A 12,211-nucleotide genomic window follows, 5' to 3' on the forward strand; every position below is an offset into this window, starting at 1 on the left:
ATTATGGAAACTACAAAAATCTTAATCGGTTACAGTATTTATTTGCCAGTCGCTTTATTTTTAACTTATTACGTTTCTAAAACACTTTTTAAAAACGGAAAAATCTTTATGCTTGACATCTTTAAAGGCCGGGAAGAAATTGCAGAGGCAACCAACAGACTTTTTGAAACCGGATTCTATCTTTTAAATATTGGCTTTGCCTTAATGATTTTAGAAATGCAGTTATATCGAGACAGTTATCAGGAATTAATTGAAAACTTAAGTTATAAAATTGGCGGGTTTTCTATTTATCTTGGTATCATGTTATTCTTCAATTTGTATTTCTTTTTTAGAGGAAAACGTAAAGCTAAAGAAGCTCAAAGAGAAGAAAGATTAGTCTTTAAAGCATAACACAGAACGAAACCTAACAGGTTTTAAAAACCTGTTAGGTTTAATACTCGACAACAAATGAAAAAACTCATAATCGCGGCAGGAACTGGTTTTCTCGGACAAGTTTTAGTCAATCATTTCAGAGATAAATTTGAAGAAATTGTAATTCTGACCCGAAGAAAATCGCAGACAATTGATGGAATTAAATATGTAAACTGGAACGCCAGAACTTTTTCGGGCTGGGAAAAGGAATTGGAAAATGCTTCAGTTTTAATCAATCTCGCCGGAAAATCTGTTGATTGCCGTTATACCAAAGAGAATAAAAAAGAAATTCTTTGGTCTAGAATTGAAAGTACCAAGATTTTAAATAAAGCAGTTTTAAATTGTCAAAATCCACCTAAACATTGGTTGAATTCATCTACCGCAACTATTTATCGTTTTTCTTTAGACAAACAAATGGGTGAAATCGATGGCGAAATTGGGAATGACTTTTCTATAAATGTGGCACTTTCATGGGAAAAAGCATTTTTTAAAACCGAAACTCCAAATACGTTAAAAACGGCTTTGCGGACTTCTATTGTTTTAGGAAAAAATGGAGGTGCTTTAATTCCGTTGAAAACTTTGGCTAAAATTGGTTTCGGAGGAAAACAAGGAGAAGGAAATCAGTTTGTAAGCTGGATTCATGAAGAAGATTTTGCGAATGCAATTGATATTGTTATTCAAAAAGAAATTACAGGCGTTATAAATATTGTTTCTCCCGAACCTATTCGAAATACTGATTTTATGCAGAAACTGAGAAAAGCAGTTGATTTTCCGTTCGGAATTCCGATGAATAAATTCTTTCTTGAAATTGGTGCTTTCTTTATTCGTACAGAACCTGAATTAATTTTGAAAAGTAGAAATGTGATTCCGACAAGGCTTTTGGAAAATGGATTTCAATTTAAATTTGGAGATATTGATAATGCTTTTAAAAATTTATTACACTAAAACTACGTATTTCTTGTCATGCTGACGGAGGAAGGATCACACACGAAGCTCGACAAAGAATTGTCGATATACATTGTGGAGTTTCTAGTGTGATCCCTCGTTCCTCGGGATGACAAAAATGCGGAAAACTAAACTAAATCATGACAACAATACACCTCACAACAAAAATAAAAGCGTCAAAACAAATCGTTTTTGATGCTTCAAGAAATATCGATATTCACCAGCAATCTGCGAGTCCTTCAAAAGAAAAAGCGATTGCCGGCGTAACATCAGGCTTAATAAATTTAAACGAAACGGTAACCTGGCGCGGTAAACATTTCGGGTTTTATCTCACACACAAAACCCGAATTCCTGTAATGGATTTTTATGATTATTTTGTGGATGAAATGGAGGAAGGAAGATTCAAATCTTTCAGACATGAACATATTTTTGAGGAAGAAAATGGTGTAACGATCATGAAAGATGTATTACAATATGAAACTCCATTTGGAATATTTGGGGAATTTTTCGATATTTTATTTTTAGAAAAACATCTTACCAATTTTCTTTTGGAAAGAAATAAGGTTTTGAAAGAAGTTTCAGAAAAGAAATAATAAATTGCCCCCAGCTTTAGCTGGAGGGCAAGTAGGATTAAATATTCCTGGCTTTAGCCAAACTTTATCTTTTGGCTAAAGCCCTTGTTAGGAGACTCATTTTTACCTCCAGCTAAAGCTGGAGGCAATTAAATCAAAATTTATTTTTCAAACCCTACAATTTAAACATAGCCCGCGGTTTCAACCGCGGGAAACGTTATGTAAAGAAAGCCTCCCAATGGTTTCAACCATTGGTAATGTTAATATCTTATATTCTCTCAAGATATTTTTAAAATAAATTTTCTCGTTTTACGGTTTGCGTGAGGGATAGAAGCGGATAGCCCACAGCCTGACGAAGGAAGTGCGAGGACTTGGAGCGGATAGCCCGACCCGGAGGGACACGCCCAAATTATTTAGAAACTTTTACGTATTTTATAAAAACGCGATCATTAGCCACCAAAATATAGGAACACTTTCGACCCAAAAAGAAGTATAATATCGAGATCGGTTTGTATTAGCAAAAAAGATAAAAAGCATTAAAGTCACAACCATAATGAGGTTGATAATAAGATCGTGAAGCGTAAAAGACAAAATTCCTAAAACCCAAAACGGAACTAAAAGCGAGAATCCTAAAATCTTGGTTCGTTTTACACCAATTGTCTGCGGAACGGTTTGCAAATGCGGGTCGTCATTTGCTAAATCCAGAATTTCAAAAACTAAAATCAGTACAAAAACTAAAACAAAACGCTGGATACATTTTATAAAAAAGTCGGCTGTAAACGGAATTTCGGCATTTATATAAGGTAAAACCAAAGTCGCTCCTACCCAGCAAAGTGCTACAATATAAATTTTTACTCCAGCCCAGTTTCGGGCATTTTTTCTATTTGGAAAAAACGGTAAAGTATAAAGTGTCGTTATAGCAAAAATTACAACCGAAACAATTTGGGTAATTCGCTTTAAATGGAAAAAATAATAGCCAACTAAAATCACCGAAAGAAAACTTAAAACCGCGATGATTTTGAGTTGAATCCCAACCGGTTTTCTTTTCACCCGAACTAAAGCATCGTATTTTACAAAATTATACCCTACAATTGTTCCGAAAAAAACAAACAAAGCCATTGGTTCATCATACTGAATATGAAAGAAATGAAAAGTAATACGAACCAAAGCATAACACGATAAAGCCACGTGAATACTGCTGTTTAAATAAAAATCTAATATTTGTTTTAGAAGTTTCATACCTCAAATCTAATCAATTGGTAACAAATCAACTCTTTAGTTATAAATTTGATAAAAATTGAAGTTAAAAATACCCATTAAATTATTAATAATACTTAATTTTGCGCCACAAAAAAACAACACATTTACTATAAATTGTAATAAACCTTGTGAAATCGTATAGAAACACTCGGCAAATTACTTTTGATCTTTAAAAAATAGACTGCTACAGATGAAAACAGATGCTTTTGCTTTAAGACACATTGGTCCAAGAGAAACAGATCTTCAACACATGTTACAAACCATTGGTGTTGACTCGATCGAACAACTTGTTTATGAAACCCTTCCGGACGATATTCGTTTAAAAGCTCCTTTGAATTTGGATCCTGCAATGACAGAATACGAATTCGCAAATCATATTCAGGAATTAGGAAAGAAAAATAAAGTATTCAAATCTTATATTGGTTTGGGTTATCATCCAACTATCGTTCCAGCCCCAATTCAAAGAAATATCTTCGAAAACCCGGGATGGTATACAGCTTACACGCCTTATCAGGCAGAAATTGCTCAAGGTCGTCTTGAAGCAATTTTAAATTTCCAGACTACAGTTATTGAATTGACAGGAATGGAAATTGCAAATGCTTCTTTACTTGATGAAGGAACTGCTGCTGCAGAAGCTATGGCTTTACTTTTTGATGTTCGTACACGCGACCAAAAGAAAAACAATACAAACAAATTCTTCGTTTCTGAAGAAATTTTACCACAAACTTTATCTGTACTGCAAACACGTTCAACTCCTATTGGAATTGAATTAGTTATTGGAAACCACGAAACTTTTGATTTTTCAACTGAGTTTTTCGGAGCTATTTTACAATATCCGGGAAAATATGGTCAGGTAAACGATTATAGTGCTTTTGTTGCTAAAGCAAAAGAAAATGAAATTAAAGTTGCCTTTGCTGCTGATATTTTATCACTTGCTGCTTTAACTTCTCCGGGAGAAATGGGAGCTGCAGTAGTAGTTGGAACTACACAGCGTTTTGGTGTACCAATGGGTTATGGCGGTCCTCACGCTGCTTACTTTGCAACTAAAGACGAATATAAACGCTCTATGCCAGGTCGTATCATTGGAGTTTCGATTGATACGAATGGAAACCGTGCTTTACGTATGGCTTTAGGAACTCGTGAGCAGCACATTAAACGTGAAAAAGCAACTTCAAACATCTGTACTGCTCAGGTTTTATTAGCAGTTATGGCCGGAATGTATGCGGTTTACCATGGACCAAAAGGATTACAATATATTGCAAACAAAGTTCATGCATCGGCGGTTACTACTGCTGAAGCTTTAAATAAATTGGGAGTTTTTCAAACTAACACAGCTTACTTTGATACTATTTTAGTAAAAGCAGATGCTCAAAAAGTAAAAGCAATTGCTGAGAAAAATGAAGTAAACTTCTTTTATCCTGATGCTGATACGATTTCTATTTCGTTCAACGAAACGACTTCAATTGCAGACATCAACCAAATTATTGCCATTTTTGCTGAAGCTTTAGGAAAAGAAACTTTTACCGTTTCTGAATTAGCAACTGCAAGTCAATTACCGGCTTCATTAGAAAGAACGTCTTCTTTCTTAACGCATGATGTATTCAACAATCATCATTCAGAAAGTCAGTTAATGCGTTACATCAAAAAGTTAGAGCGCAAAGATTTATCGTTGAATCATTCGATGATTTCATTAGGTTCTTGTACGATGAAATTAAACGCGGCTTCAGAAATGTTACCGCTGTCAATGCCAAACTGGAACAGCATTCACCCTTTTGCACCAGTAGAGCAAGCGGAAGGTTATATCACAATGCTTAAAAAATTAGAGCAGCAATTAAATGTAATTACCGGATTTGCCGGAACTACATTACAGCCAAACTCAGGAGCTCAAGGAGAATATGCAGGTTTAATGGCTATTCGTGCTTACCATATGTCAAGAAACGAAGGCCACCGTAATGTATGTTTAATTCCATCATCGGCTCACGGAACAAATCCTGCTTCTGCAGCGATGGCCGGAATGAAAATCATTGTTACTAAAACTACTCCGGAAGGAAATATTGACGTAGAAGATTTAAGAGAAAAAGCGATTGAGCATAAAGATGATTTATCTTGCTTAATGGTAACGTATCCTTCGACTCACGGAGTTTATGAATCTTCGATTATTGAAATCACAAAATTAATCCACGAAAATGGCGGATTAGTATATATGGATGGTGCAAACATGAACGCACAAGTTGGATTAACAAATCCTGCTACAATTGGCGCTGACGTTTGTCACTTGAACTTACACAAAACATTTGCTATTCCTCACGGCGGCGGCGGACCTGGAGTTGGACCTATTTGTGTGAACGAAAAATTAGTTCCGTTCTTGCCAACAAACCCAATCTTAAAAGTAGGTGGTGAACAAGCTATTACAGCAATTTCATCCGCACCTTACGGATCAGCTTTAGTTTGTTTAATCTCTTACGGTTACATTACCATGATGGGTGCTGAAGGATTAAAAAGCGCTACAGAGCACGCTATTTTGAATGCTAACTATATGAAATCTCGTTTCGAAGGACACTACCCAATTCTTTATACGGGAGAATGCGGAAGAGCAGCTCACGAAATGATTTTAGATTGTCGTTCATTTAAAGAAAACGGAATTGAAGTGGGTGATATCGCAAAACGTTTAATGGATTACGGTTTCCACGCTCCAACGGTTTCTTTCCCTGTAGCGGGAACTTTAATGATTGAACCAACTGAATCTGAAGATTTAGCAGAATTAGATCGTTTTTGTGATGCTCTTATCTCAATCAGAAAAGAAATCGAAGCGTCAACGGCTGATGACAAAAACAATGTATTGAAAAATGCACCGCACACATTGGCAATGTTAACTACAGATACTTGGGATTTCCCTTATACTAGAGAAAAAGCGGCTTACCCATTAGAGTATATTGCTGAAAATAAATTCTGGCCATCAGTTCGTCGTGTAGATGACGCATACGGTGACAGAAACTTAGTTTGCAGCTGTGCTCCTATTGAAGCTTACATGGAAAGCTAAAATTTAGTTTTCTTATAAATATTCAAACCCGACAGATTTTAAAAACCTGTCGGGTTTTGTTTTTGTTTCAAGTTTCAGGTTTCAAGTTCCAAACTAACGTGAAACCTGAAACTTGAAACTTTTTTAAATCTCCATAAAAAACCTGAAACTTGAAACTTGAAACAAAAAATTTAAAACCTGAAACAAAAAACTTTTCCTTCCACTTTCACTTCAATCGTTTGAAATCTCGGAAAAATTAAAAAATCATTAGAAAATAACCATTATATCATCCAAAAAATTGTTATTCCATAATTATATGCATGCATAGTATTTTTTATGATAGTTATCATATTTTTATTTATACTTTAGCATGAAATTTATTGGATAATTAAGGGAAAAATGAAAATAAAAATTATTGGTATTGGGAGTTATATTCCTAATTTAGAAATTAAAAATACAGATTTTGATAAGCATATTTTTTTAAATGAGGACGGAACTCCTTTTGGTTATCCGAATGAAGTTGTTATTAAAAAATTTAAAGGCATTACCGGAATTGAAAATCGTCGATACGCCGAACCACAATATACAGCATCAGATTTAGCCTTTTTTGCAGCCGAAAAAGCAATTGCAAATGCAAAAATTGATGCCGAAACTTTAGACTACATTATTTTTGCCCACAACTTTGGCGATGTAAAAACCGGAACGCATCAAACGGACATTTTACCAAGTTTAGCAACACGTGTTAAAAACAAACTAGGCATCAAGAATCCTAAATGTGTAGCTTACGATATTCTTTTTGGATGTCCGGGCTGGATTGAAGGTGTTTTACAAGCAAACGCTTTTATCAAATCCGGAATGGCAAAAAGAGTTATGGTAATTGGTGCTGAAACGCTTTCAAGAGTTGTTGACGATCACGATCGTGATTCGATGATTTATTCTGATGGAGCCGGAGTTTCTATCTTAGAAGCTTCAACTGATGAATCTGGTCTTTTATCTTATGAAAGTGCTACTTATGCGAATGATGAAGCTAATTATCTGTACTTCGGAAAATCATACAATCCAGATTTAGATCCGGATATTAAATACATCAAAATGTACGGACGTAAAATCTACGAGTTTGCCTTAAGCAATGTTCCGTGCGCGATGAAAAGCTGTTTAGACCAAAGCGGAATCGCTATCGACGATGTAAAAAAAATCCTGATTCATCAGGCAAATGAAAAAATGGACGAAGCTATTATTGAACGTTTCTACAAATTATACGATAAAACGGCTCCTAAAGATATTATGCCAATGAGCATTCACGATCTAGGAAACAGCAGCGTTGCAACGGTTCCTACATTATATGATTTGATTCTTCAGGGAAAAATTGAAAACCACGAAATCAAGAAAGGCGACGTCATCATCTTTGCTTCAGTTGGAGCGGGAATGAACATTAATGCTTTTGTTTACCGATATTAATTTATAGTAATCAGTGTTCAGTTTTTAGTATTCAGCCGTATTTTACGCAGAATTTAATCTCTGTCTAAAAAGGAGTAACTAATTACACTAAATAAAATCTGAACACTGCAAATCTAATAACTACACTGTTCACTAAAAACTGAACACTGAATACTTTTTTAGTATATTTGCGACCTAATTAAAATCAAGAACGAGAGCTTGTTTCGTTCCTCGCAATAACTATGTACGAAAAAACATTTCCGAATAAAAGATTCAAACTTACCTTAGAGTTTTTACAAAAGCACGTTAGCACATCAGAAACCATTTTTGATTTTGGTGTACCAAATCCGTTTTCTAAAATAATGGAAGAAAATGGTTATACTGTAAAAAATACAAAAGGCGAAGATTTAGACAACGACCAAAGGGCGCTGCAAACGGAAGAATATACTGTTTTTACGGCATTTGAAATTTTCGAACATTTGCTAAATCCATACACAATTTTACAAAACGTAAAATGTGACAAATTATTAATTTCGATTCCATTACGTCTATGGTTTTCACCGGCGTATCGTTCTAAAACTGATATGTGGGACAGACATTATCATGAATTTGAAGACTGGCAGTTAGACTGGCTTTTAGAAAAAACAGGCTGGAAAATAACAGACCGTCTGCAATTTACGCACCCGGTAAAAAAGTTCGGATTAAGACCCTTATTAAGATATTTCACTCCAAGATATTATCTTGTTGTTGCTGAAAAAGTTAAGAACTAAGATTGCAGATTAACGATTTTTGATTTTTGATTTTAGACCACTCCAAACAATCTAAAATCTAAAATCTAAAATCTAAAATTTTTCACATGAAGTACTATATCGTCATTCCCGCGCACAACGAGCAAGATTTAATTGGCCTGACTTTACAATCTCTGGTTACTCAAACTGTTCTGCCTGCTAAAGTTGTAGTCGTAAACGACAATTCGACAGATAAAACAGAAGAAGTTGTATTAAGTTTTGCAAAAGATAATCCATATATTTCTGTTGTCAATAAAACTTCAGATGCGATTCATTTACCGGGAAGCAAAGTAATTCAGGCTTTTCAAAAAGGTTTTGAAACACTGGATTCTGATTATGATATTATGGTAAAGATAGACGGCGATTTAATTTTTCCTCCTAATTATTTTGAAACTATAATTAAACATTTCGAATCTGATCCTAAAATCGGAATGGCTGGCGGATTTTGTTATATAGACAAAAACGGCGAATGGGTTCTTGAAAATCTAACAGATAAAGACCATATTCGCGGAGCTTTAAAAGCGTACCGCAAGGAAACTTTTCAGCAAATTGGCGGTTTAAAACCTGCAATGGGCTGGGATACTGTAGATGAATTGTTGTGTAAATATTATGATTGGAAAATTGTTACCGACGAATCTTTACATGTAAAACACTTAAAACCAACAGGTGCCAATTACAACAAAACAGCTCGTTATAAACAAGGCGAAGCTTTTTATACTTTAGGTTATGGTTTTTGGATCACAGCAATTGCTTCGGCAAAGCTGGCAATGATGAAGAAAAAACCTTTCCTTTTTTTAGATTATATAAAAGGGTTTTTAAAAGCAAAAAAAGCAAAAACTCCTTTATTAGTTACCCCTGAACAAGCTAAATTTATTAGAAATTATCGTTTACAAAAAATGAAGCAAAAGCTTTTCTAGTTTTTTAAAACTTAAAAAACTCTAAAGTGAAACGGTAAACTGTAAACTAATCCTTAATTTAGCCAATATTTGTAAAACTTATGATGCTAGTTCGTTATTTATCCCAAATAGGAAGATATTTTTTAATGCTTAAAGAAATTTTCAATAAACAGACTAAGTGGCCTGTTATGAGAAATCTAATTTTCAAAGAAATTGATGATTTAATTATTGACTCTCTTGGAATCGTTTGCTTTATATCTTTTTTTATTGGAGGAGTTGTTGCCATCCAAACGGCATTAAACTTAACTAATCCATTAATTCCAAAATATTTAATTGGTTTTGCTACACGTCAATCTGTAATACTGGAGTTTGCCCCTACCTTTATTTCGGTAATTATGGCCGGAAAAATGGGATCTTACATTACTTCAAGTATCGGGACAATGCGTGTTACAGAACAAATTGATGCTTTAGAAGTTATGGGTGTTAATTCATTAAATTATCTTGTTTTTCCAAAAATAATAGCTTTATTAATGTATCCTTTTGTAATTGGGATTAGTATGTTTTTGGGTATTTTTGGCGGATGGCTTGCTTGTGCATACGGCGGATTTTCGACTAGTCAGGACTTTATTCAAGGTGCTCAAATGGAGTTTATTCCTTTTCATATTACATATGCCTTCATTAAAACTTTAATTTTTGCAATGTTATTAGCTACAATTCCATCTTTTCATGGATATTACATGAAAGGCGGAGCGCTAGAAGTGGGTAAAGCAAGTACAGTATCCTTTGTATGGACATCTGTTTGTATTATTCTCTTTAATTATATATTAACTCAATTATTATTAGGATAATGATCGAAGTAAAAAACATAGAAAAATCATTTGGTGACAGCAAAGTTTTAAAAGGTGTTTCGACGGTTTTTGAAACTGGAAAAACAAACCTTATTATTGGACAAAGTGGATCTGGAAAAACCGTTCTATTAAAAACGCTGTTAGGAATTCATTCTCCAGATTCAGGAGCAATTGAATTTGACGGAAGGGTTTACTCTGAATTAGATCCGGACGAAAAAAGAGAATTAAGAACTGAAATTGGAATGGTTTTCCAAGGAAGTGCCTTATTTGACTCGATGACTGTTGAAGAAAACGTCGCTTTTCCTCTAAAGATGTTTACAAATGATAACAAAGCTAAAATTCAGGAACGCGTTGATTTTGTTTTAGAAAGGGTTAATCTTGTTGATGCACATAAAAAACTGCCTTCTGAAATTTCTGGTGGTATGCAAAAGCGTGTGGCGATTGCCCGTGCGATTGTAAACAATCCTAAATATTTGTTTTGTGATGAACCAAACTCTGGTTTAGATCCAAATACTTCAACTTTGATCGATAATTTGATTAAAGAAATTACAGAAGAATATAATATCACAACCGTAATTAATACGCACGATATGAACTCTGTAATGGAAATTGGCGAGAATATTGTTTTCTTAAAAAAGGGAATAAAAGCGTGGCAGGGAACTAAAGAAGAAATATTTATAACCGACAATAAAGATATTGTCAAATTTGTTTACTCTTCAAACCTGTTTAAAAAAGTTCGTGAAGCTTATTTGAAAGGCTAAAACCTTTTAAATTTTCAATAAAAAATTCCAAATTCCAATTTTTACTAAGATTGGAATTTGGAATTTCTTTTTAGAATCTAGGCGAATAGATTTCAAATTTCAACTGTCCGGATTCTTCTAAAAACAATTTTAATTGATCTGAGTATTTTTGAGAATTCAATTTAATTATGGATTGTTTTTCTAAATGGTTTTCATTCAATAAAATAAAATCCTGAATTGCAAATTCGTAACTCACATCAGCTCCACCTGCACTTAGATATTCGTTTCGCTGAGATACCTTTTTATATAAAATAGAAAATATTTCATTCTTTTTTGGGTTTATCTTTTTTGAATAAAAATCAAAATTAAAAAAAGATAAAGTTCTATAAAGCTCATTATTATGAATTTTAAAACCGACTTTAGAAAAAGTAAGAGCAAATAAGGACATCCCTAAAACTGAGAAAATAAATAACATAATAAAAAAGACATAATTTAATTCTTCTATTTTATGATTAAAAAATGTTTGCCAGCCGATATAAGAAAAATACAAGAAAACAGAAGTTGGAACTAAGAGTATTGCTTTTTGTTTAAATTCGAAATTATGACTCAGTACTATTTTATTCATTATGTATTTAATTTTTTATTGGCAAAAGCTCCACTTCTGCATTTGGATTAAAAAGATAGGTCTTTCCTGAACTTATTTCGAGACATTCAAAACGTTTGGTTCTAACGGCTATTTTCTTGAATATTTTTCCGTTTTTAATTCGGAAAACACTTCCGTAGGGAATTTCAAAAACATAATTTTTATCATTGGTCAAATCATATTGTTTTAGTGCCAAAGATAAAGTGGTGTCTGTATCACTGCTTGCCGAAGGATTTTTGAAGTGTCGCGCCAATAAAGGCAGCAAATGACTCGGAAATATTTCCGGTCGTATAAACGGCACCATTAAACGCTGAAAAGAATATTTCCATTCATTTCCATGCGGTTTAATATTTCGCCCAAATTTCTCAAAAGCAACTAAATGAGAAATCTCATGAATAAGCGTAATCAAAAATCGGTACTTATTTAAACTCGCATTAACGGTAATTTCATGTTTACCGCTCAGTCCTCTCCTATAATCGCCATGACGCGTCTGACGCTCATTTACAATCTTCAGATGAACCTGATTGGCTACAATCAAATCAAAAACAGGCTTTACTGCATGTTCAGGAATGTATTTTGCTAATGTATCGCTCAAAATAATTATGAATTATAAAGTATGAGTTATGAGTTGTTTTTCAATTGGAATTTGGAA

Annotated in this window: 12 protein-coding genes; 9 read left to right on the top strand and 3 right to left on the bottom strand. The window is 33.8% G+C overall.

The features are described from left to right. The first annotated feature begins 3 nt into the window (after positions 1–3). The 3 genes from AABD74_RS02235 (at position 4) to AABD74_RS02245 (ending at position 1,949) form a co-directional block, all read left to right on the top strand. On the top strand, positions 4–390 hold the full coding sequence (locus AABD74_RS02235; RefSeq protein ID WP_232680610.1) for a hypothetical protein: 387 nt from the start codon (positions 4–6) through the stop codon (positions 388–390). Positions 391–447: 57 nt separating this feature from the next. Then, entirely contained in the window at positions 448–1,356 is a 909-nt protein-coding gene (locus AABD74_RS02240) for a TIGR01777 family oxidoreductase (RefSeq protein WP_406844558.1), read from the top strand. 140 nt (positions 1,357–1,496) lie between these two features. Next, positions 1,497–1,949 (top strand): SRPBCC family protein, encoded by a 453-nt coding sequence (locus tag AABD74_RS02245; protein WP_406844559.1) that lies wholly within the window; start codon positions 1,497–1,499, stop codon positions 1,947–1,949. Positions 1,950–2,360: 411 nt separating this feature from the next. On the opposite strand, the gene AABD74_RS02250 is transcribed toward AABD74_RS02245, so the two are convergent. Continuing rightward, entirely contained in the window at positions 2,361–3,167 is an 807-nt protein-coding gene (locus tag AABD74_RS02250; RefSeq protein WP_406844560.1) for a hypothetical protein, read from the bottom strand. Positions 3,168–3,378: 211 nt separating this feature from the next. Here AABD74_RS02250 and gcvP point away from each other — a divergent pair, with 211 nt between their 5' ends. The 6 genes from gcvP (at position 3,379) to AABD74_RS02280 (ending at position 10,937) form a co-directional block, all read left to right on the top strand. Continuing rightward, positions 3,379–6,228 (top strand): aminomethyl-transferring glycine dehydrogenase, encoded by a 2,850-nt coding sequence (gene gcvP / locus AABD74_RS02255; protein ID WP_406844561.1) that lies wholly within the window; start codon positions 3,379–3,381, stop codon positions 6,226–6,228. Between the two features lie 378 nt (positions 6,229–6,606). After that, on the top strand, positions 6,607–7,665 hold the full coding sequence (locus AABD74_RS02260) for a 3-oxoacyl-ACP synthase III family protein (RefSeq protein WP_232680600.1): 1,059 nt from the start codon (positions 6,607–6,609) through the stop codon (positions 7,663–7,665). Between the two features lie 221 nt (positions 7,666–7,886). Further along, entirely contained in the window at positions 7,887–8,414 is a 528-nt protein-coding gene (locus AABD74_RS02265; RefSeq protein WP_232680598.1) for a methyltransferase, read from the top strand. Between the two features lie 86 nt (positions 8,415–8,500). Next, positions 8,501–9,349: a glycosyltransferase family 2 protein gene (locus AABD74_RS02270; RefSeq protein ID WP_232680596.1), complete on the top strand. Its 849-nt coding sequence runs from the start codon at positions 8,501–8,503 to the stop codon at positions 9,347–9,349. 80 nt (positions 9,350–9,429) lie between these two features. Further along, on the top strand, positions 9,430–10,176 hold the full coding sequence (locus tag AABD74_RS02275) for an ABC transporter permease (protein WP_232680594.1): 747 nt from the start codon (positions 9,430–9,432) through the stop codon (positions 10,174–10,176). Next, on the top strand, positions 10,176–10,937 hold the full coding sequence (locus AABD74_RS02280) for an ABC transporter ATP-binding protein (RefSeq protein ID WP_232680592.1): 762 nt from the start codon (positions 10,176–10,178) through the stop codon (positions 10,935–10,937). Before AABD74_RS02275 ends, AABD74_RS02280 begins: the two co-directional genes overlap by 1 nt. A gap of 70 nt (positions 10,938–11,007) precedes the next feature. Here the strand turns inward: AABD74_RS02280 and AABD74_RS02285 are convergent, their stop codons facing one another. Further along, the gene (locus AABD74_RS02285; protein WP_406844562.1) at positions 11,008–11,541 is read right to left on the bottom strand and encodes a hypothetical protein; all 534 of its coding nucleotides are present in this window, start codon (positions 11,539–11,541) and stop codon (positions 11,008–11,010) included. A gap of 7 nt (positions 11,542–11,548) precedes the next feature. Beyond that, positions 11,549–12,154, bottom strand: a complete 606-nt coding sequence (locus tag AABD74_RS02290) for a SprT-like domain-containing protein (RefSeq protein ID WP_232680588.1) — start codon at positions 12,152–12,154, stop codon at positions 11,549–11,551. Positions 12,155–12,211: the final 57 nt, after the last annotated feature.

The sequence above is a fragment of the Flavobacterium soyae genome (assembly GCF_045348165.1).
Lineage (GTDB): Bacteria > Bacteroidota > Bacteroidia > Flavobacteriales > Flavobacteriaceae > Flavobacterium > Flavobacterium soyae.

What these genes read in the sequence shown, in the direction of transcription:
- AABD74_RS02275 (WP_232680594.1), top strand. Translation starts at nt 9,430, where the DNA reads ATGATGCTAGTTCGTTATTTATCCCAAATAGGAAGATATTTTTTAATG.
- AABD74_RS02270 (WP_232680596.1), top strand. Translation starts at nt 8,501, where the DNA reads ATGAAGTACTATATCGTCATTCCCGCGCACAACGAGCAAGATTTAATT.
- AABD74_RS02250 (WP_406844560.1), bottom strand. Translation starts at nt 3,167, where the DNA reads ATGAAACTTCTAAAACAAATATTAGATTTTTATTTAAACAGCAGTATT.
- AABD74_RS02280 (WP_232680592.1), top strand. Translation starts at nt 10,176, where the DNA reads ATGATCGAAGTAAAAAACATAGAAAAATCATTTGGTGACAGCAAAGTT.
- AABD74_RS02245 (WP_406844559.1), top strand. Translation starts at nt 1,497, where the DNA reads ATGACAACAATACACCTCACAACAAAAATAAAAGCGTCAAAACAAATC.
- AABD74_RS02265 (WP_232680598.1), top strand. Translation starts at nt 7,887, where the DNA reads ATGTACGAAAAAACATTTCCGAATAAAAGATTCAAACTTACCTTAGAG.
- gcvP (WP_406844561.1), top strand. Translation starts at nt 3,379, where the DNA reads ATGAAAACAGATGCTTTTGCTTTAAGACACATTGGTCCAAGAGAAACA.
- AABD74_RS02285 (WP_406844562.1), bottom strand. Translation starts at nt 11,541, where the DNA reads ATGAATAAAATAGTACTGAGTCATAATTTCGAATTTAAACAAAAAGCA.
- AABD74_RS02260 (WP_232680600.1), top strand. Translation starts at nt 6,607, where the DNA reads ATGAAAATAAAAATTATTGGTATTGGGAGTTATATTCCTAATTTAGAA.
- AABD74_RS02240 (WP_406844558.1), top strand. Translation starts at nt 448, where the DNA reads ATGAAAAAACTCATAATCGCGGCAGGAACTGGTTTTCTCGGACAAGTT.
- AABD74_RS02235 (WP_232680610.1), top strand. Translation starts at nt 4, where the DNA reads ATGGAAACTACAAAAATCTTAATCGGTTACAGTATTTATTTGCCAGTC.